Here is a 19488-nt window from a genome sequence, read left to right as displayed (position 1 = left end):
TTATTGGGGTATTGCTGTGTTGTCGGAAGTTGAGTAGAGGCCGAGGAGATTGCCTACGAAGCCGCCGGCTATGTCGGTTGACAGAATGTCGCCTGACTGCGGATCGCCCAATTCCGTATAGGTGTTGCCGCTGTCAAGGCTGTATGCAAAGCGGTATTCATCATTTACAGCGCTTACCCGCAACTCGATTTTGCCTTTGAAATTCTCAACAGGAGTCGATGCGATGACAGTACTTTCGCCTTTGGCCGTGCGTTGTAGCACGATGTAGTCGGTTTTGCCTTTACGGGTAATTCCGAATACATAGTTGAACTTGTTGCTTTGTATGCAGGCTATGCCGGCGAGGTCTTTCTCGTTGCGTGGGCGGTAGAGGAGGTGGGTCGAGAAGGAGAAGTCATTATGTATCTGACGTGTCCACGCCGCTGACAAGGGGCGATTTTCCGTTATGTTATGGTTGTTGGGGAGAAGTTGCAGCCCGAAGGGGGTGTGGCGTGCCACGCTGTCGATCATCGTGCGCAGTCCTACCCAACGGTAGTCGAGAGTGTCGGCAGTCAGGTCATCTCTGAAGCCGAAGTTGCCTTGTGGCATGAACCCGTTTGTGCCGGTCATGTTTTTTACGCCACGGGGAAGTTTGAGTTTTGGCTCGATGGGTATCAGCCCGTTCTCAAACATGGGCCACTTTCCGCTCCAGTCGACTGGGAGCATGAAGGTTTCGCGTCCGGTTACGGTACGGTCATTGACATTGGGGCGAATGGCGAGGAATACGCCGAACCATTTACCGTCGGGGCCCTTTATGACATCGGAGTGTCCGGCCCAGTCAACCTTTTCCTTGCGTTGCGGGTCGAGATGGCGCTGTGTAAGTACCGGATTGGAAGGAGCCTCGATGTATGGGCCGGTGGCGTTGTCGCTCATGAATACGACTTCGCTGTGGGTGTCGCCGGTGCCGCCTTCGGCACACATCAGATAATATTTACCATCTTTTTTATAGATATGAGGAGCTTCAATCCAGAATGGCTTTTTGTGAAACTTCGTGCCGCCGTTGACAATCACATGGTCGGAGTCAGGTATAAGACGGTCGTTTTCAACGTCGTATTCCCAGATTCTGATTGTGCGGTGTCCGTCCCAAAGGGCTTGTTTCGGAGCATCGTTGTGGACAATGTATGCCTTGCCGTTGTCATCGAAAAAGAGCGATGGGTCGATACCGCCGAAGCCGAGGCGTATAGGGTCGCTCCACGGTCCTGCAGGGTCTTTTGCTTTCACGACAAAGTTACCACCTACGGTGGTTATCATGTAGAATGTGTCGTTGTGGGGATTATAGGTTATGCCGGGAGCCATCATTCCTTGACTTGTGCCGCTGTTTGTCACCGGCAGATGCGAGGGGCGGTCAAGCACATGGCCTATCTGCCGCCAGTTGACCAGATCTTTGGAATGGAATATAGGACACCCCGGCATCATCACGAACGACGAACACACAAGGTAGTAGTCATCGCCCTTCTTGCATATGGCCGGATCAGGGTAGCAGCCCTGAAGAATAGGGTTGTAGAACTCATCCTCACCGAGAGGATTGTTGATGTAGATGCTGTCCTGTCCATAGTACTCGACATTGGTGAATATAGGGTTCGCATCGGGTTTGGGCGCTTTTTTCTTGGCCGATAAAGCAAACGGCATCACTGTCATAAGTGATATGATGACTAATAATTGTTTACGTGTCATTATAATTGCAGGTTTATTGGTTATTCCAATGTTTTTCAAGACGGTCGGCTTCCTCTGCTGTTAGGTGTACTACAGCCCCATGTTTGGGTGACGTGAAATTGGTGGATTTCATCGGGCCTTCGTTGAAGTGTCCCAAAGGAGTGAAGTTGACGAAATCGGAGGTTTCCACAAAGCCGAAGTTGTGTCTTGCTATTCCGTAACAGTCATACATAAGCACCCATTTGTTTTCGCCTATGCGCTTCCATACGTTGGGAGCCTCACATGCTTTCGGCTCAGGATCGACCCATTCCGGAAGATAGGTGTAATCGCTGTTGATTTTGTCTGACATGGCATGCTTTATGCCAGCCTGTCCGTCGTGCGACACGTAAAACATATGGTACTTGTCGCCTATTTTAGTGATGTCGCCGTCAATAGCCGCAACCCCCTTTTTAGGGTATTCAAACAATAGCTCCGGCGTAGTTTCCGCTGTGTCGTAATCGTCGTTTACGTAAAAATAATAGAGCCGGTTTTGTCCATTGCCAAAACGCATGGTGTAGTATATAATCAACTTGTTTTTGCTCTCGTCATATATTGTCTCGGGAGCCCACGCACATCCTATTTCTTTATATTTGTCCGAAAGATTGTCCATGTGCAGATTGGTGCGTTTCCAGTTTATCAGGTCATATGACTTCATAAGTACCAGACAGCGGTTATTGCCCCATCCGTAAAGGCTTCCATCGCGTTCCCATTCTGTATCGCGAAGTCCATCGCGCTGAGCGAAAATGTGCAGGTCGGTCATCGCAAGATAAAATGCTCCGTCAGGACCGCGGAATATGTGCGGATCGCGTATGCCTTTCTGCTTGGCTATGGTATCGCCAGCTATCACGGGCTTGCCGTCGTTAAGGGCGGTGAACGTATAACCGTCACGGCTCAATGCCATATGCAGGCTGTGGGTGTCATCTTTGTGAAATACCATAAGATAAGCGCTCATCTCGTTCTCTGCCGGTAACTTTTGTGCTAATGCTACAACTACAATACCCGCAAGCATGATAAAAAAAGTGATGAAAGGTTTCATTATTATTCAATTAAGGTTGACATTTATATTTCACCGCAAAATTAGTGAAAGCGTTGGTTCCGGTATGGGATAGAATGTACAGATTAATAGTATGATTCGTACAGAAATACTATTATACAGCTTGTTAGGGTATATCTTGACAATGCTCGGCCCTGTATCTCGACGGAGTCATTCCATACTCTTCTTTGAAGTATTTGTTGAAATATTTGATATTGCCGAAGCCTACGGCATCAGATATTTCCGATATATTGAGTTTGGATTCAATCAGTAGGCGGGATGCTTTTTTCAGTCTTATCGAACGAATTAATGCAGCGGGTGTCATACCCGTCAGTGATTGTATCTTTTTAAAGAGATTGGTACGGCTTATGCCAGCTTCCATACTTAGTTCATCTACCGAATAACCGGCATTTGAGAGGTTACGATCTATGGCATCAAGCACGCGGTCCATCAATTTTTTATCGGTAGACACGATATCGGTTATCGGCGTTTTTATCTCAATCGCATGTTCAAATGCGTTTTTGCGCTCTTCTTCACGTGCTTTTTTCTTGATGTTTTTGAAATGTAATGATGTACGGTAAAGTAAATAGATGGCAAGCGAAAGAAGTATTGCACACATAGTCACACCCCATCGGCTGCGCCACCACGGGGGGACTATGTATATACTTACCGAGGATATGTTTTTATTATAGTTGCCGTTTGAATCGCGGAACCGTATCCGGAGTGTATAGTTCCCATACGGCAAGTTTGGCAGACTGATTTTATGGTCCGGTCCGATTTTGTGCCATTGGTTGCCGTAGCCTTCAAGAGTGTAATCGTATCTTATGTTTTCAGGTGATATGAATGCGGGATGTGAGAAATGTAATATCGGAGAATTGAGATTGGACGGCAGCTCTACCGACATATTGCTGTCAGGCAGGACAATTGTTGTGTCGCTGCCGGAAAAGGATATTTTGTCTATGACGACCGGTGTCGATATGTTGTTGAAGTTGATATAAGAAGAATTTACTTTGACAACACCCTGATTGCTCCCGAAGTATAGTATACTGTCGGTTTTATGGCTTGAATTGCTTAAAAATGTAGCCGGAAGGCCGTCATATTCACCAAAACGCCGGAAGTGCCGATTTGTGGGGTTGTATCTGAACAGGCCGTTGTCGGTCGCTATCCAAAGAAAACACCTTGTGTCTTCTTGGATGGAGACTACATTGGATGCCGTAAAACCGTTATCGGGGCCAAATGTCATAATGCTGTCCAAGTCACTCAATATAGACAAACCTCTGTTTTTAATCCCGATCCATTTATTTCCGTGCGAATCAATAAAAAAAGTTCGTATATCCTGTCCTTGAAGTATATGCCGCAGTTGTTTGAATGAGCGTCGGTGATACACGTATATTCCGTGCCCTGATGTCGCTACCCATGCTTCTTGCTTTGAAAATCCGATACATGAAGCCGTGACATCATGCTCGAGCGCTTTTATGGCTCCGGTCGCTTGGTCGAAAACGGATATGTCTTTTCCCAATGCCCATATTTTCCCGTCAGGGTCTTTTGACAGGCACCATAATAGGGCATTCTTTAGAGGGTAATTGACAAACTTACCTGTTAGGGGCGAGAAGCGTGATATCCCTTTTGTATATGAAATCATCAGAATATCGCCCCCGTCTTGTATCATTGATAGTATATCATCACCGATGATGTCACTGTTTCCGGTGTTTAAATTGGTAAGACGTCGCTTTTCAATATTATATATGTCCAAGCCGCCTCCGTCAGTACCTATATATAGAATTGGTCCATCTTTCATGATAGCTGTGGCGAGTTTGTGAGAAAGAACTCCATTGTCGATAGTGTATCTGTCAAACCACCGGAAGACAGGTGAATGGAAATTGATGCCATCTCGGTATGTACCTACCCATAGGTTGCCGTCCCTGTCAGTAAATATGGAAGTCACGACATTGCCGCTTAAATTACTGTTTGCAGTGTTGAAACATTTGGTGCCGTACGTTGAGTAAATGCCTTGGCCATTTGTACCGAGCAGTATGCTGTTATTATGACTTCCCGCTATATCGGCAGCCGGATATAGCATTTCGTAAGTCGGTTTTATGCGGTAATCAGATGTAATCATAAAACATTCGGTGCGTTTGTCATTGCCGTAGGTGACGACTGCCATACTGTCGGCATAAAACAGATCCATCGGTATGTCTGTGTGTGTTTTCGACATATGGCTGACTATTGTCGCCTCTGTCGGATTGATGACACTCATTCCCTCTGTACTTATGCCGAGTATATATCGGTCATTAAGTGACGCAATGGTGTGCCAATGTTGTGATGAGAGTATTGACGGATGCTTCATGATGCATGTGTCAGGTGACAATATCCTTCCCGCGGCGTCAAGTAAAAAAATGCGGTCACCGCATTTTACAATATCTATAATTGCTCCAGTGTCATTATAACATAGGTCGTTAAAAGGAAGTATTTTGGGCGAAATAATGCTGTCAGTATTGAAGTCAAGAAAATACAATGCCTTTCCGGTACCTATCCATAATCTTTCTTTGTCGGGATATAATGATTTTATAACGTTGTCTGAAAGGAAATTGTATACTTTAAAAGAGGTCCCGTCGAATCTATTAAGACCATTGTTTGTGCCAAACCACATGAACCCTCTGTGATCTTGTGAAATACAATTGACCGTATTCTCCGATAATCCGTCCGTTACATCGTAGTGTCGGAAAGATAAATCTTTTGCCGACATGCTTGTGCCGCGCGTCAGAATAATGAGTATTACTATATATATTGGCAACCGTCTGTCCATTTTAGAGACAAATTTACAGAAATTTGGGCGGTATTATATCGTAACTGCGAAGTTTTTGTGTCGGGAAAATGTAAAATAATATTTAAGTAATGAGGCTTTTTGCGGGAAATTGCATACCTTAGCCGTGATTATGGATAACAGGAGGCTGTGGTTTATGATAAGATTTGTCATCTTGACCGGATTGTTTGTCGTATCGGGGATGGCCGTTTCGTGTGGCGGCCCTGAAGAGGCGGCCGACCGACTATATGGCTCGGATGAGTTTACGGTGTATGCTGACAGTATAGTGCAGGGTGCGGTATGTGTAAAAGCTGTGAGTCCTGTGCGGATGATTGCTACGGGTCCGCATATGGCATCCGATACTCTGTCGGTTGACATTGACTCGGTGCCGGCCGGTATGCCTCGGTATGAGTCGGAGCAGTGCCTTGTGGATTTTCTGTATAACAAAGCCGCGGCTGAGATACTGAACGATACTGCTGCGGCTGATGATTACGCTATATATATGTCGGAGGCGTTGTTAGTGCCCGAACGTTCGTCGCGAACTCTGATGTCGAAGATTATAAGAGAGCATGGCGATGCTTATATAAGGCATTGTGCGGACTGGCCCGTGTCGGACGACCGTATGTCATGGGCCGCGGCTATGTGGGAGCTGTACAAGGTCACGGGCGATGCTTCGGCGCTGCCCGAGGCGGTGCATGCCATAGAGAACAGCCTTAATGAGAACAAGCTCGTAATGTGGGACGATACCTATAAACTTATGCACGGCGAGCAACTTCACTCAGGTTATGCTGTGGCCGACTATCCCGAATGGATGGATGCCAAGGACCGTTATGAGTCAATGTGTCTGGGTACAAATGTCATGTTTGCCGAGGCGTTTAAAGTGCGAGACTCGATGATAACACGACTTCCTGACTATAACGTCATGCCTATGTGGGTCGGTCTTGACAAGGAGATAGCCGATGCCGTCAACAATAATCTGTGGATACCTAATCTCGGATTCTACAGCCGCTATCTTTACGGAGGAGTATATCCGATACAGTCGCAGGCTGTTGATAATTTCGGTCAGGCTCTTGCCATAATATTCGGCATAGCCAACAGAGAGATGGCGCGCTCGATTGTGTCCAAGACTCCTTGGGGCGCTTATGGAGTGCCGGCTGTATATCCTTTTATGCACGGTGACAGTAAAGAAGGAGAGGCATGGCCTGTGGTGCAGGCTTGCTGGACTATGGCGGCGGCCAAGGCCGGCAACATGGCGGCGGTGGAGCGCGGTATGGCCTCTTTGTTCAGAGCCTATGCCATGTCGGATATAGCCGAAAGTATGGACACCACCGGTGATACGGTCATAGGCTTATCTGATGGCGGCGGGGCTTGCGCGGGGATAGCCGCAATAGTGCTAAAGGTTGTCATGGGCATGGAGTTGGAATCCGACGGTATAGTTTTTGCGCCGGTGGTGCCGGAGGCGTTTGGCGGCCGAAAAAGGTTGTACGGAATGAAATATCGTGGCATGGAACTCTCGGTGACTGTATCGGGCAGTGGCAGCCGAATAAAGAGTTTCTCAATAAACGGGGAGGTACGCGACCGACATTTTTTACCCGCAGACATGAAAGGAAAGGTAAATGTAGAGATAATCATGGATAAACAGGCCGGTGATTATGGTGTCGTGACCGAGGAGGCTGCGGCGAGAATGCCGGCGACCCCGGCAATAGAGTGGGGGAGCGACCACATAGGACGAATAACGAATTTTACCGAGGGCATAGCATACAATATAACTATAAACGGAGACTTTATAGATCAGGTTAATACAGGCTACGTGAGGTTTGTGCCGCAGGACAGATATGCCGTGGTCGATGTAGTGCCTGTCATGACCGAGACTTGGTGCGGCTTCAGCGCGCGACCATACGAGTATATTCCCGAGGGTGCATTGACTGTCGTAGAGATGAAGACGCCGAAAAAGAACGGGAGTCCTGATTTCGAGGTGGAAGTGTCTGAGGCGGGTGACTACTTCATGGATGTCGGATATAGGGTAAAAAAGGTCCTGCATGGATGTGCGCTGTATATGATATATATAGACGGAGCCGAAGCCGGTGGGCTGGTTATGCCCCTGAGTGCCGACTCCGGAGATGGTGTGTCGGTAAACAGCAATATGTTGCGGGTAAAACTAAAAGCCGGTAAAAACCGTTTTTCATTACGTCATATTCGGGAAAGACACGGACATGCCTATGACGGTTACGTGATAGAGTGTGTAAGACTTATAAAACAATAACAGGATATTTTAATGAAACGTATAGGTATATTGTCAGACACACATAGCTACTGGGATGACCGTTATGCGCGGTATTTCGCCGGATGTGACGAGATATGGCACGCCGGCGATATCGGTGACATAACTATACTTCAGCGGCTTCAGGATGTGGCGCCTGTGGTGCGTGCCGTGGCAGGAAATATAGATCACGGTCAGGTGCGCCGTGTATGTCGTGAGGTCGAGGAGTTCACCGTAGAGGGCGTGAAAGTATGGCTGACACACATAGGCGGTTACCCCGGCCGTTATGCGAGAGGCCTTAAGCCGCTTCTGCGCGACAGCGGTGTGAAACTGATGGTAGACGGCCACAGCCATATACTTAAAGTGATGTATGACAACGAGCTTGATATGCTTCATGTGAATCCGGGAGCGGCCGGAGTACAGGGCTGGCAGCAACAGCGTACTTTGGTAAGACTTGTTGTCGATGCGGGGACTATAAAAGATCTTGAGGTAATAGAACTGAACAAACTATCTAATAGAATACAGAATGAAACTAATGTTTAAAGCCGCTATGGCGTTTGTGGTCATTGCATCGTTCGCGATATCGGGATGTAAGACCAGTGAAGAAAATTATAAAGCCGCTTATGAGATAGCCCGGCAGAAAAAGGAAGAGGCCTCAGGTGTAGGAAGCGATGTATATGATAAAATGAAAAAGGAGGCGATAGACACGCGCCTAATCGTTGACGGAGACTCCTTGCCAATGAATACGGTAAATGTCAAAGTGGCGGCTCAAAGCATAGATCCGGCTGAGGTTAAGCAATATAATATTGTAGTCAACGGTTTCAAGCAGGTGTTTAATGCCAAGTCGCAGATGACACGTCTTAAGGCCGCCGGATATACGGGAGCGTTTCTTCTTGAGAATGCCGATGCCTTGTATTATGTTGTGGCAGGTAGCTATACGACGGCAGAGGAGGCCGCTGCGGCATATAATGATATTGTAAAGGACAGGAATGTGGTTGTTAAAGCTCCTTATCCTTGGATTCTGCGTCCGGCGCGTTTTCCTGTAAGGTGAACGTCGGGTAAAGCATGTTCTTCAACATGTTTGCTTTTAAATAAGATTATGATTATCTATATTTGAATACTCCCGTCATGAGGAAGTATTCAAATATAGATTGTAGATTATAGGGGGTGTCGTCGTGAGACAACACCCTTTTTATATGGAAAATCGTTTACACGCTCCGTGCTGATCAATTTATTGCACATTTTCTTTCTCGTCAAACAGCAACCGAAGGTTTCCTTCCAGTATACGGAACCCGCTACCATGGTCATGGGCTTTTCCCATGCTTTTCCCTGACTTATAGCTGCCGATGCGTATGTCATACATGATGAGTCCTTTGTCTACAAGAGAGAGAAAGCGTTCAAGCGACGGTTTAGAATAAATGGTAGCTTGGTTGAAATGAAAAAACTCTTTATCGTCAACATATTTACGTTCCGCGCTTACGTAAAAAAGATCAATGAGTTTTTTATGTAATATTTTGTTGAGGCAATTGTAAGTATATCCTGTGGAGCTATCAATCAGCCGGCCGGTGCCAAGGTCAAATATGCCAATCTTCAGGACTTTGTTTTCCCGGTCATTTATCAGCCGGAAGGAAAGGCGGTTGTTGAATGTGTTGCCCCTGTCGGCAAACATCGATGTGTGAAGCTTCTTTAATTCCGGAATGTCATCATACGGCACTCCGTAGCGGTCCTTAAGTATACTGTTGGCTCCTTTCGGAAAGTCAGGGCTTTTAGTAAACAGGGTTATATAAGACCCTACCGAATTGCGGTGAGCTTTAATTTCGTATCCGAATAAATCCGGTTCGTCGATATTGTTTTCGACTACTCCTATGTAATCCTCAAGACGCTGACACAAAAGAATATACTCATTGCTATCATAATTATCCGGCAATGATGATTCCTCAGGTGGCGCGCCGGATATTAAGAGAATTCAGACCAGAAGGCAGATGCGAGATGCTACTTGACCCTTATATGGGCAGCGGCACCTCTCTTGTGGAGGCCTCGTTATGCGGAATGAGTTCAGTAGGGACCGATCTTAATCCGCTTGCCCGATTCATATCAAAGGTGAAAACGACGAGATATGATGCAATGGCAATAGAGCGTGAGTTTCGGAATATACAAAACGGTTTGTTGTTTTATTCAGATGAAGCGGTTAGAGAGCGTGATTTTGGCCGGATATCCAATCGAGAGTTCTGGTATTCCTATGATGTGCTGCTGCGGCTTTCATATCTGTCGCAGTTGATTAGTGATAACAGCACGGATAATATTGATTTTTTTAATCTGGCTTTATCGGAAGTAGTGCGAGAGGCGTCATATACACGCAACGGCGAGTTCAAGCGCTTCCGTATGGATAAAAAACGTATTGCGACTTATAATCCTGACGTATTCAAAATGTTTGAGGAGAAAGTAAGGCGTAATATCATCGGTCTTGTCGAATACAAAAAAGCCGTAATCAACGATGATGTTAGAATATATGGCTTTGACAGCACTCTTCCAATCCCGGATGATGCCGTGGCCAAAGAGAGCGTGGATATAGTGCTTACATCTCCGCCCTATGGCGATAGCCGCACTACGGTTGCCTACGGCCAGTTTTCAAGATGGTCCAATGAATGGTTTTCTTTCGAGCATGCCAGAAATCTGGATACATTGCTCATGGGCGGAGGGAAAAACGTCAGTGAGCTTGATACCAAGACTATCAGTTCCGAGCTTCAGCAGATAAAAGATATCGACTGCCGGCGTTATTGTGAGGTTGTATCGTTTCTAAACGATTACAAGGCATCGATAATAAATGTCGCCGATACAGTGCGTACAGGCGGCATGGTGTGCTATGTGGTTGGCAACCGCAACGTGAAAGGAGTTCAGATACCGCTTGATTATTTCACGGCGGAAATGTTTGAACAGTGCGGTTTCGAGCATGTTACGACTGTGGTGCGGAGTATTCCCAATAAGCGTATGCCGTCCAAAACGAGCCCGACCAATATAGCGGGTAAAAAAGTGGATACTATGAATAACGAGTATATTGTCGTGATGAGGAAATTAAATTAATTTGGCAAAGGTGTCGGAGAAAGATTATTTTCGTTAACTTTGCCGGAAACAATAGTTACGAATTATAATATTAACCTTAAACATTATGAATAAAATTCTTGAGAAGGAATACTTCTCGGAAAAAGTTGTAAAATTAGTGGTTGAGGCTCCGTCCATAGCGACATCGCGTAAGCCCGGGCACTTTGTTATAGTAAGGGCTTGTGAGCGTGGTGAACGGATTCCGCTCACGATAGCCGACGCCGATACAGCTCGCGGTACGATAACCCTTGTTATACAGAATGTGGGGGTATCGACCGAAAAGATATGCGCTCTCGAGCCGGGAGAATGCCTTGCCGATGTGGTAGGTCCTTTGGGGCAGGCTACCCATATAGCCAAAGTCGGCACCGTAGTGTGCTGCGGTGGGGGCGTAGGTGTGGCTCCGCTGCTTCCGATAATAAAGGCTATGAAAGAGGCCGGCAATAAAGTGGTTACCGTGCTTGCGGCTCGAACGAAGGACCTTATAATACTTGAGGATCAGGTGAGGCCTTACTCCGATGAGGTTATTATAATGACCGATGACGGAAGTTACGGTACGAAAGGGCTTGTCACAGCCGGAGTAGAAAGTGTGATAGCACGGGAGAAGGTCGATCAGGTTGTTACGATAGGCCCGGCGATAATGATGAAGTTTGTCGCTCAGCTTACCGCGAAATACGAAGTGCCTACTATGTGCTCGCTCAATACCATTATGGTCGACGGCACAGGCATGTGCGGTGCCTGTCGAATAACGGTCGATGGAAAGATGCGTTTTGTGTGCATTGACGGACCGGAGTTTGACGCTCATAAAGTGGATTTTGACGAAATGATGATGCGTCTGCGTTCATATAATTGAAATTTATAATATCGATAAACAAATGTCTATAAATCAGAATACATCATCGCCACGCGATGCACAATGGCGTGAAGAGCTGCGTAAAGCCACGCCTGTGAAAGAGCGCACATCCATACCCCGTGTCAAGATGCCGGAGCTTCCGGCCGATTATCGTGTTACGTGCAACGAGGAGGTCAATCAGGGCCTTTCGGCCGAGGCGGCAGTGCTTGAGGCCCGTCGCTGTATGGACTGTCCCGACCCGCAGTGTGTTACCGGATGTCCGGTCAATATCAACATTCCCGGCTTTATCAAAAATATAGAGCGCGGTGAGTTTGGCAAGGCCGCTGTGGTGCTTAAGGAGACGAGCGCATTGCCGGCTGTGTGCGGCAGAGTGTGCCCGCAGGAGAAACAGTGCGAATCGCGGTGTCTATATCATAAAATGAAAAAGGACCCTGTGGCGATAGGTTATCTTGAACGTTTCGCCGCGGACTACGAGCGGATTAACGGCGCAGCCTCCGCCGATGTCGAGCCGTTGAAGTTCAACGGCATAAAGGTGGCGGTTGTCGGTTCCGGTCCGGCCGGGCTATCATTTGCCGGCGACATGATAAAGCGCGGCTACGAAGTGACTGTGTTTGAGGCGCTCCATGAGATAGGAGGCGTGCTGAAGTACGGCATACCGGAGTTTCGTTTGCCCAATGATGTGGTAGATGTGGAGATAAACGCTCTTGCCGCACTTGGCGTTAAGTTTGTAAAGGATTGTGTGGTGGGCAAGACGATTAGTTACGATGACCTCCATGAGATGGGTTTTCGCGGCGTGTTTGTCGCTTCAGGAGCTGGCTTGCCCCGTTTTATGGGTATTCCCGGTGAAAATTTTGTCGGGGTCATGTCGAGCAATGAATATCTTACCCGTATAAATCTTATGGGAGCCGGGCGTGACGGATATGACACTCCTGTTCTTAAAGGCCGCAATATAGCGGTGATAGGAGGCGGCAATACGGCTATGGATTCAGTGCGCACTGCGCGTCGCATGGGAGCCGAGCGTGCCATGATAGTATATCGGCGCAGTGAGGCCGAGATGCCTGCCCGCGCCGAAGAGGTAAAGCATGCCAAGGAGGAGGGTGTGGAATTTATGACGCTGCACAATCCGGTGGAGTATCTTGCTGACGAAAAAGGCCGGGTGAAGACCATGAGAGTCCAGCGTATGCAACTTGGAGAGGCTGACGCTTCGGGACGACGTTCGCCTGTGCCGGTAGAGGGTGATGTTGTCGATATCTCGGTCGACTTGGTGGTCGTGAGTGTGGGAGTGTCGCCTAATCCGCTGATACCTAATTCGATTAAGGCTCTTGAAGTGTCGCGTCGCGGCACGATTGTAGTCGATGATGCTACATTGAAGTCATCGGTTGACGATATATATGCCGGTGGCGACATAGTAAGGGGTGGAGCTACTGTAATCCTCGCCATGGGTGACGGACGACATGCAGCCGCTTCCATGCACGAACAACTGATGCCTGCCGATTAGTAGAGTTTTATATGGAGCAATTAGTCCATCTGAAAAACGGTTTTGACTCGTCAGAAAGAGCGGTCCGATAATAATGACAGACGCCACATCAAGTGATGTGGCGTCTGTCATATTGTACCTGAAGTGGGACTCGAACCCACACAGCCGATAATGGCCAAGGGATTTTAAGTCCCTCGTGTCTACCATTCCACCATTCAGGCAGCCCGGCATGTAATAATGCTTATGCTCGGCAAAGTTAGCAAGTTATTTCGTAATGTGCAAATGTTGACTTGTTTTAACTTCGTTTTAGTCGGGCGTCGGGGTCAGAATACTATATTGTAGCCGCCGCTGGAGGAGGGGATGACGCGGTAACGCCGCAATCCGTATTTTTTTTCGTAGGCCGCTCCTGACACCGGACTGCCGTTAAATTCGCTTACATCATACTCCGAACCGCACGAACTGCATCGTGCGCGCAGATTGTCGGGATTGTAACTGATTCTGACAGTCGGCTTCATCTCCACGGGACATGCAAGATCGTAGGCGAGCGGTTGATTGTATATGTCCGTTACAAGCAGCACGCCGCCGAATCCTGTAAATGTAAGCGCCGTGTAGTGAAATTCAGACGGTATACCCTCGTTTTTTATGAAGTAGCGGTACTGTCCGAGGGCGTGTACTCCGAAGGTGTTCCAATATCCGGGGTTGTCAAGCGCTATGTTGACGCCTACGGCTGGTATGCGGTCATCATCGACGTGTGAGCACGATAGCACTGCTGTGGCCGACAGTATGGCCGCCAATATTTCAATCAGCGTTTTCACGTCCAAGCAACCGGGCAAAAGCCTCGTGATAGGTGTCGAATTTAAATTCAGACAAGACCTTGCCGTACAGAGCCTTTATGCGGTCGTTGCACAGATTGCCTATGGAGCCTGCATGGGTATGGCTGACTTTGTCGGGTGCTATAAAACAGCCGTTCTCGATATCGAGGCCCACTTTTTTGTATGCGTCGCGGAACGGCATGCCTTCACGGGCAAGTCTGTTGACTTCCTCGACGGAAAACATAAGCCGGTAGCGTTCGTCAGACAGTATGTCAGTATTTACTTTTATGCTGGACACCATTGCCTCCACCATGTCTATTATGGCGATCATCGAGTCAAATGCCGGCAGGAAATTCTCCTTTATGAGCTGAAGGTCGCGGAAATAACCCGACGGCAGATTGTTGGTGATGAGCGTTATCTCATAAGGGAGTGCCTGAAGTTTGTTGCACTTCGCACGGGTAAGTTCGAATACGTCGGGATTTTTCTTATGAGGCATTATCGATGAGCCGGTAGTGTATTCGTCGGGCAGTTTGATAAAGCCGAAATTCTGTGAGTTGAACATACAGGCGTCGTAAGCCAGTTTTCCTATGGTCGACGCTATTCCGGCAAGAGCCTGCGATACTATCCGTTCGGTCTTTCCGCGCCCCATCTGCGCATATACTACGTTGTAGTCCATGGAGTCAAAACCGAGCAGGTCGGTAGTCATCATGCGGTCGAGCGGGAACGACGAGCCGTAACCGGCAGCCGATCCGAGCGGATTGCGGTTGGTCACGTCATAGGCTCCGCGAAGTACCGTAAGGTCGTCGACAAGCGACTCCGCATAGGCTCCAAACCACAGGCCGAACGACGATGGCATGGCTACCTGAAGATGAGTGTAGCCGGGCATCAGCACATCCTTGTAGCGGTCGCTTTGTGCTATGAGTGTGTCAAAAAGCCGGGTCGCCGCCTTCACGACATCCTCGATACGTGAGCGTATGAACAGTTTCAGGTCTACAAGTACCTGATCGTTGCGAGAGCGTCCCGAGTGTATTTTCTTGCCTATGTCGCCGAGGCGTCGGGTGAGCATCAGCTCCACTTGAGAGTGTACATCCTCGACGTCGTCCTCGATTATAAACTCGCCCTGTTCTATGCCGCGGTATATGTCGCGCAGCGCATCGAGAAGCGTGTGCAACTCGTCGGCGGTAAGTAGCCCTATCGATTCAAGCATGGTTATATGGGCCATGGAGCCGAGTACGTCGTACGGGGCCAGATATAAATCCATCTCTCTGTCGCGCCCTACCGTGTAGGACTCGACGTCATGGTCGACGGTTACCGATTTCTCCCAAAGTTTGGATGCCATGCCGTGTATGCGTTTATTTTACGAAAGCGAGGTTTTTGATCATGTCGCCGAATTTTTCGGCTGCTTCCTGAAGTTTCGGACCTACCATAGGTTTGAGTATGGCCGGCATCTCGACGTCAATCGAGGTGACCACCTGCGTCTTTCCGGTTCCTTGCTCGTCAAGATTTATAGACATTATGATAGGCACCGGCGAATTCATGGCATTCAGGGCCATGCGCTTGTTTTCGACGCGTTCCGAAACGACAAGTTCTATGTCGCCCATCGGGGCGCCCTTGATCGTTATTTTGTCGTCGGCAAAAGTTACGTTTCCTATCTTTTGCTTTATTTCGTCGGGCAGTCCGTTGATTTTTTCCTGATACGCGGCTATGTCGCTGATGTGTTTGTATACGGTTTCTACCGGCATGTCGAGAGTTGCCGGTTTGCTGGAGTAAGTAGTCACTTTATGGGAGATTAAATGATGGTTGTAACTTTATTCTGCTTTTGATGCGGGCGACCAGTTTGCGGGGTCCTTGCGCCATTCTTTGAGTGTTTTAAGGTCTTCCTGCTTGATGTAGTTGGTTTCAAGCGCCGCTTCGAGCATGGAGTTGTAGTTGCTCAACGTGATGAGCTTTACACCGGCTTCGTTGAAGCGTTTTACAGCTACCGGGAAGCCGTAGGTGAATATTGCCGCCATGCCTACCACCTCACAACCTGCATTGCGTATGGCTTCGACGGCTTTCAGGCTGCTGCCGCCCGTAGAGATGAGGTCCTCGATCACTACAACTTTCTGGCCGGGTTTGAGGTTGCCCTCGATGAGGTTTTCAAGTCCGTGGTCTTTCGGCGTCGACCGTACGTATACGTAAGGCAATGCGAGAGTATCGGCTACCAGCGCGCCTTGGGCTATGGCTCCGGTGGCGACACCGGCTATGGCATCGGGCTGATCGAAGTTCTCCATGATGATGCGGCACAGCTCGGTTTTGATAAAGGTGCGCAATTCCGGATATGAGAGGGTTTTGCGGTTGTCGGTATATATAGGTGAGTTCCAGCCTGAAGCCCAAACAAAAGGAATTTCGGGTTGCAATTTAATCGCACTGATTTTCAATAACTTTTCGGCAACGAGACTTTCTAACTTTTTCATCTTGAATATAATTTGGTTTTTGTCAGGTGCAAAGATAATGTATTTGGAGGCTAAAATCAAATAAAACCCGGTAAAAAGTATCCTTGTAAAAGGAATAATTGCTACATTTGCGGCATAGAAAAAATACAGTGTCAAAATGTCAAATGAAATGCTATCGTTGAGCGACATATATCGTGCCGCTCACGTGCTTAAAGGTGTAGTGCGGCATACGGAACTAATAGCCGCGCCGAAGATAAATCCGGAAAGTAACGTATACCTTAAGCCGGAGTGTCTGCAGCACACGGGTTCGTTCAAGTTGCGCGGCGCCTACTATAAAATATCGCAACTCTCCGACGAGGAAAAGTCACATGGGGTAATCGCCTGTTCTGCCGGCAATCATGCCCAAGGTGTGGCTCTGGGAGCTAAAGCCAACGGCATAAAAGCCATAATATGTCTTCCCGAGGGGGCTCCTATATCGAAGGTGGAGGCTACCAAAAAGTACGGTGCCGAGGTGTGTCTTGTGCCGGGAGTGTACGATGACGCCTACAAGCGTGCTCTCGAAATGCGGGACGAACACGGCTACACGTTTGTGCATCCGTTCAATGACCCTCTTGTCATAGCTGGACAGGGTACTATAGGCCTTGAGATACTTGACGAGATGCCTGAAGTCGAAGCAGTCATAGTGCCTGTGGGCGGCGGCGGTCTCATATCGGGAGTGGCCTATGCCATAAAGTCGGTGCGCCCTGATGTGAAAGTATACGGTGTTCAGGCCGCCGGAGCGCCGAGCATGGTAGAGTCGCTGAAGCACGGTAAGATAGAGTGCCTGCCGAGTGTGTCGACCGTGGCCGACGGCATATCGGTAAAAGAACCGGGCGATAATACATTTGCGTTGTGCAAGGAGTACGTCGATGATATAGTCACTGTAAGCGACGACGAAATATCGGCCGCCATTCTTGCCATGATGGAGCAGGAGAAGCTGGTGGCTGAAGGCGCCGGTGCCGTGGCCGTGGCAGCCGCGATGTTTAACAAGGTGCCCGTCAAGGGCCGCAATACTGTGTGTCTTGTGTCGGGTGGCAATATAGATGTCACCATACTCAGCCGTGTGATAAACCGAGGTCTTATAAAGAGCGGCCGCAACTATGCCGTAACCATAGACCTCTTCGACAAGCCCGGTGTCCTTGCCGATGTCAGCGAGGTCATAGGACGTCTCGGAGGCAACATCATATCAGTGACTCACGAGCGCATAAGTGTTGATACTCCTATAACAAGCTGCTCGCTCCGTCTTGTGATGGAAACCCGAAATCATGAGCATATCGAGATCATAAAGAAAGGTCTTGCCGAAGCCGGTTATCAGGTCCTCGCCTCATAGCTATATTTGGTCGTAAAATATAAAAAATGCCGAAAAGGATAAATTATTATCTTTTTTGGCATTTTTTATATGTGATATTTGTATTTCGGTAGCCGTGCTATTAACTTTGTATTGAATTAGAGGATATTTAATAACAAATGTCAATAATCATCACATGGGTATGAAATTACGATATGCTGTGTCAGGGGTTGCTTTCGGTCTCGTTCTGTCTTTGCCGGCCCGGCAACTTCCGGCCGATACACTTGCTCTGTCGCTTGACCAATGCATCACTATAGCTTTAAGTGAAAATCCTACAATAAAAGTAGCCGATATGGAGATAGAACGAATGGACTACTCCAAGAAAGAGACTCTCGGCCAGCTACTCCCTACAATAAACTTCGGAGCCAACTATAACCGCATGGTAGCCAAGCAGGTGGCTTATATGAATATGGATTTCGGCAGTCTGGGCGGTGGCGGCGATGCCGGTCAGGGCGACGGTGAAGAGCCGGAAAACCGACTTTCGGGAGCCAAGTCATCGGCCGGCCGCGACGGTATAAAAATGGGTCTCGACAACAGCTATCAGGTAGGATTCAACGCTACTCTGCCACTTATAGCCCCCCAGTTATGGGCCTCGCTTAAGTTGAGTGACAGTCAGATATTACAGAATATCGAGGATGCGCGTTCTTCGCGCTTGTCGCTTGTCAACCAGATAAAGAGCGCTTACTACTCGCTCCTGCTTGCCGAGGACAGTTATTTGGTGATAAGGGAGAATTATGACAACGCGGTGTTCAACCACGGGGTGTTTGAGAAAAAGTTTCAGGTGGGTACGGCGTCGGAGTATGATGTGTTGCGCTCATCGGTTCAGGTAAAGAATGTGGAGCCGGAATTGCTTCAGGCCGAAATCGCGATCAAGCAGGCCCGTATGCAGCTTGCCATACTCATGGGCATAGACACCGGATATCCGGTGAAACCTACGGTTAAACTGGCCGACTACGAGAAAGACATGTACGAAAACGCTTTATCGATCGACAAGACGATAGACGGCAACAGCGACCTGCGCAAATTGTCGTTGCAGACACGTACTCTTGAGCAGGCTCTTAAGGTGCAGAAAGCAGCATGGTTTCCTACGCTTGCATTTACGGCCAACTACAACTGGACTTCGTCATCAAACGGCAACGCGCTTAAAAACTTCCGTTGGAACCCTTATTCCGTAGTGGGGCTTACATTGTCGATACCGATATTTGAGGGCGGTCAGCGCTACAGCCGCATCAAGCAGTCGCGCATACAGGTCGACGAGATGAAGTGGCAGCGTGATAATCTTGAGCGCTCGGTAAGGATGCAGGTTGACCTTGCAGTGGACAATATCAATAAAAATGTGAAGCAGATATCGAGCAGTTCCGAGAGTGTGACGCAGGCAGTCAAGGCCTATGCCATAATGGAGAAGTCGTTTGAGATAGGTGCGGCAAGCTATCTTGACCTGCGCGATGCAGAACTTGCGCTTACGCAGGCCCGCCTGTCGTATTATCAGTCGATATACAATTATCTGGTGGCCAACAGCGAGCTGGAACTTCTGTTGGGCAATGCAGATCTTGAAAAATATAAACCGGTCGATAACAAATAAAAACAATCACGAGTATAATGTC

At 48.2% G+C, this 19488-nt stretch carries 15 protein-coding genes, 1 tRNA gene and 1 pseudogene; 8 read left to right on the top strand and 9 right to left on the bottom strand.

Features of this window, described 5'->3' with window-relative positions:
* The 3 genes and pseudogenes from FW767_RS05040 to FW767_RS05030 all read right to left on the bottom strand — a co-directional run bounded on the left by FW767_RS05040 (position 1) and on the right by FW767_RS05030 (position 5507).
* Positions 1 to 1710: a glycoside hydrolase family 43 protein gene (locus tag FW767_RS05040; protein ID WP_121698547.1), complete on the bottom strand. Its 1710-nt coding sequence runs from the start codon at positions 1708 to 1710 to the stop codon at positions 1 to 3.
* A 13-nt stretch (positions 1711 to 1723) separates the two neighbouring features.
* Positions 1724 to 2698 (bottom strand): annotated as a pseudogene (locus tag FW767_RS05035) (glycoside hydrolase family 43 protein); the annotation flags it as partial.
* Positions 2699 to 2888: 190 nt separating this feature from the next.
* Positions 2889 to 5507, bottom strand: a complete 2619-nt coding sequence (locus tag FW767_RS05030) for a ligand-binding sensor domain-containing protein (RefSeq protein ID WP_262714004.1) — start codon at positions 5505 to 5507, stop codon at positions 2889 to 2891.
* A gap of 214 nt (positions 5508 to 5721) precedes the next feature.
* Here FW767_RS05030 and FW767_RS05025 point away from each other — a divergent pair, with 214 nt between their 5' ends.
* Genes FW767_RS05025 through FW767_RS05015 form a run of 3 tightly spaced genes read left to right on the top strand, consistent with a single transcriptional unit; the run spans position 5722 to position 8875 of the window.
* Positions 5722 to 7827, top strand: a complete 2106-nt coding sequence (locus FW767_RS05025) for a glucosidase family protein (protein WP_150980381.1) — start codon at positions 5722 to 5724, stop codon at positions 7825 to 7827.
* A gap of 12 nt (positions 7828 to 7839) precedes the next feature.
* Positions 7840 to 8367, top strand: coding sequence for a metallophosphoesterase family protein (locus FW767_RS05020; protein ID WP_121698550.1), 528 nt, complete (start codon positions 7840 to 7842; stop codon positions 8365 to 8367).
* Positions 8351 to 8875: an SPOR domain-containing protein gene (locus tag FW767_RS05015; protein WP_121698551.1), complete on the top strand. Its 525-nt coding sequence runs from the start codon at positions 8351 to 8353 to the stop codon at positions 8873 to 8875. The genes FW767_RS05020 and FW767_RS05015 overlap by 17 nt, the downstream gene beginning before the upstream one ends.
* A gap of 180 nt (positions 8876 to 9055) precedes the next feature.
* On the opposite strand, the gene FW767_RS05010 is transcribed toward FW767_RS05015, so the two are convergent.
* On the bottom strand, positions 9056 to 9715 hold the full coding sequence (locus tag FW767_RS05010; protein ID WP_205523818.1) for an MvaI/BcnI family restriction endonuclease: 660 nt from the start codon (positions 9713 to 9715) through the stop codon (positions 9056 to 9058).
* A gap of 35 nt (positions 9716 to 9750) precedes the next feature.
* On the opposite strand from FW767_RS05010, the gene FW767_RS05005 reads away from it, so the two are divergent.
* The 3 genes from FW767_RS05005 to gltA all read left to right on the top strand — a co-directional run bounded on the left by FW767_RS05005 (position 9751) and on the right by gltA (position 13271).
* Positions 9751 to 10905 carry a DNA methyltransferase gene (locus tag FW767_RS05005; RefSeq protein WP_121698553.1) on the top strand — a complete coding sequence of 385 codons (1155 nt, stop codon included), beginning with the start codon at positions 9751 to 9753 and terminating at the stop codon, positions 10903 to 10905.
* An 85-nt stretch (positions 10906 to 10990) separates the two neighbouring features.
* The gene (locus tag FW767_RS05000) at positions 10991 to 11773 is read left to right on the top strand and encodes a sulfide/dihydroorotate dehydrogenase-like FAD/NAD-binding protein (protein WP_121698554.1); all 783 of its coding nucleotides are present in this window, start codon (positions 10991 to 10993) and stop codon (positions 11771 to 11773) included.
* Between the two features lie 22 nt (positions 11774 to 11795).
* Positions 11796 to 13271 carry an NADPH-dependent glutamate synthase gene (gene gltA / locus FW767_RS04995; RefSeq protein WP_121698555.1) on the top strand — a complete coding sequence of 492 codons (1476 nt, stop codon included), beginning with the start codon at positions 11796 to 11798 and terminating at the stop codon, positions 13269 to 13271.
* Between the two features lie 115 nt (positions 13272 to 13386).
* Here the strand turns inward: gltA and FW767_RS04990 are convergent.
* The 5 genes from FW767_RS04990 to pyrE all read right to left on the bottom strand — a co-directional run bounded on the left by FW767_RS04990 (position 13387) and on the right by pyrE (position 16518).
* Positions 13387 to 13471: transfer RNA gene (locus FW767_RS04990), tRNA-Leu, on the bottom strand.
* A 102-nt stretch (positions 13472 to 13573) separates the two neighbouring features.
* Complete coding sequence (locus FW767_RS04985; RefSeq protein ID WP_147438717.1) at positions 13574 to 14065, bottom strand: hypothetical protein; 492 nt, start codon at positions 14063 to 14065, stop codon at positions 13574 to 13576.
* Positions 14049 to 15401 carry an argininosuccinate lyase gene (gene argH, locus FW767_RS04980; protein ID WP_121698557.1) on the bottom strand — a complete coding sequence of 451 codons (1353 nt, stop codon included), beginning with the start codon at positions 15399 to 15401 and terminating at the stop codon, positions 14049 to 14051. The genes FW767_RS04985 and argH overlap by 17 nt, the downstream gene beginning before the upstream one ends.
* Positions 15402 to 15414: 13 nt before the next feature.
* Entirely contained in the window at positions 15415 to 15840 is a 426-nt protein-coding gene (locus tag FW767_RS04975; RefSeq protein WP_121698558.1) for an SRPBCC family protein, read from the bottom strand.
* Between the two features lie 30 nt (positions 15841 to 15870).
* Positions 15871 to 16518, bottom strand: coding sequence for an orotate phosphoribosyltransferase (gene pyrE / locus FW767_RS04970; protein WP_121698616.1), 648 nt, complete (start codon positions 16516 to 16518; stop codon positions 15871 to 15873).
* 148 nt (positions 16519 to 16666) lie between these two features.
* On the opposite strand from pyrE, the gene ilvA reads away from it, so the two are divergent.
* On the top strand, positions 16667 to 17866 hold the full coding sequence (gene ilvA / locus FW767_RS04965) for a threonine ammonia-lyase (RefSeq protein ID WP_121698617.1): 1200 nt from the start codon (positions 16667 to 16669) through the stop codon (positions 17864 to 17866).
* A gap of 160 nt (positions 17867 to 18026) precedes the next feature.
* Complete coding sequence (locus tag FW767_RS04960) at positions 18027 to 19466, top strand: TolC family protein (RefSeq protein WP_205523817.1); 1440 nt, start codon at positions 18027 to 18029, stop codon at positions 19464 to 19466.
* The last annotated feature ends 22 nt before the right edge of the window (positions 19467 to 19488 follow it).

The sequence above is a fragment of the Heminiphilus faecis genome, from assembly GCF_008728965.1.
Classification (GTDB): domain Bacteria; phylum Bacteroidota; class Bacteroidia; order Bacteroidales; family Muribaculaceae; genus Muribaculum; species Muribaculum faecis.
Note: the sequence above shows the minus strand (reverse complement) of the source record. Positions and strands in the feature narration are given on the sequence as shown.